Origin of the sequence: Thalassospira permensis NBRC 106175, from assembly GCF_000714555.1 — a bacterium.
GTDB classification, from domain to species: domain Bacteria; phylum Pseudomonadota; class Alphaproteobacteria; order Rhodospirillales; family Thalassospiraceae; genus Thalassospira; species Thalassospira xiamenensis.
In genome coordinates, this window is record NZ_AUNC01000052.1 from 1 (window position 1) to 1639 (window position 1639).

The 1639-nt window shown below is 54.4% G+C and carries 1 protein-coding gene; it reads left to right on the plus strand.

What is annotated here, in order from left to right; all coding sequences use genetic code 11:
• Positions 1–509: 509 nt before the first annotated feature.
• Positions 510–1639: MCP four helix bundle domain-containing protein (locus SMB34_RS17705; protein ID WP_037992094.1), on the plus strand; the 1130-nt coding region annotated here is incomplete at its 3' end.

Sequence of the window (1639 nt, forward strand, 5' to 3'; positions counted from 1 at the left end):
CAAGTGAAACCGGCAAAACCGGCGAACTTTCCGGTCAGGTTCTGGCAACGGCACAGACCGCATCCGAAAAGGTCGAAAATCTGCGTTCGCGGATCAACGGCATCCTCGAAGACCTCCGTCAGCAGGCACGTGATCGCGCCTCCTGATCTGCCGAAATCTGCCAAACCTTCTTCTGTGCAAGGCCCGCCACCCGGCGGGCCTTTTCTATTGGTCAGAATGGCCACAAGCTTTTGTACAAAGGACTTATCCAGATGGACAGGGCTGCCACATTAGAGAAACATTTGGGTTATTCTGCACCGGCACGTGTGCTATAGAAATTTTCAACATAAGAAAAACAAGAACTTCCGCCTTCAATTGTCGCGCATTCTTATCGTTCCTAACCGATATCGCGGGACTCCCCGAATGCGGAAACCACAGGAAGGTTTCATCCAGGAAAATCAAACAGACGCGTGTTACCGGCATGACAGATGCCGGTGCGCTGCTTATGCGTAATCGGGGTTAGGTGAGTAATGGGAAAGACTATCAAATCTGATGATCGCCAGAAGCCGGTCAACAAGACCACAAAAGGCTTCGGCGTTCAGGGGAAACTGGCGGCATCATTTGCACTTGTCGGCCTGATGGCCGTCGTGGCGGCCACCGTCGCCGTCATATCCTTCGACAAGTTCGGCACCGAACTTGCGGACATCACGCATTCGAAACTGCCGCCGATGTTTTCGGCACAACAACTCGCGACCGACAGTGCAAAGATCGTGGCCATCGCGCCGCGGATCATCGCATCGAAAACCCCCGACGAAGAACAGGCTGTCAAAGCAGAACTTGATACGCTGCTGGCCGGGCTTGACGAAAATGTCGCGCAATTGCGCGAAACAAATCTTCAAGCCGAAATTCTCGATGGTATTGATACCAACAGTGCCAATCTGCGCGAAGCGCTGGAAAATCTGCATGCAATGACCCTGAACCGGTTTGCCATCGCCGATGACATTGCCGGAAAACTGAACAAGTTTCAGCAGCTAAGCGGGCGTTACAGCAGCATGATCACCCCGCTCCTGTCTTTCACCCAGACAACCATCGCCGGGATCAATGCCTCCGTCGAAGATCTGCGCAAATCAGGCGATCCCCTGCCCTACGAAGATCAGGTCCGCACCACCAAACTGCTTTACGACCTTGACGATGCCGTTGCATCGCGTGGACCGGTTCTTGAACTCAGCCGGATGGGCAGCGACATCGTCAACACGATCCTGACATCAAGCTCGCTCGACGACCCGACCCGGCTTTCGGTCATCAGCGTGCAGGTCCGCGGCAGCTTCGCATCGCTGCAAAAATTGATCGAAGGTCTCGACAACGAAAAACTCAAAAAGTTCTACACCAACATCGTCAGTGACATGCTTGAACTCTCTATTGGCGATGGCAGCCTTCCCGCCTTGCGGATCAAGTATCTTGAAGCCGCCGCAACCCAGCAGCAGATCGTCGATCAAAGCACCCAATACGCCGCCGACATGGAAAACAGCGTCAAGGAACTGGTCGAAAGCCTGCAATCGGATGTCGACGCGGCCGCCGGATCGGCCCAGACCCTGAATGCGCAAAGCTCGCAGATCATGTATGGCGTTGCCGGTGCGGCCATCCTGATCTCGCTGATCAT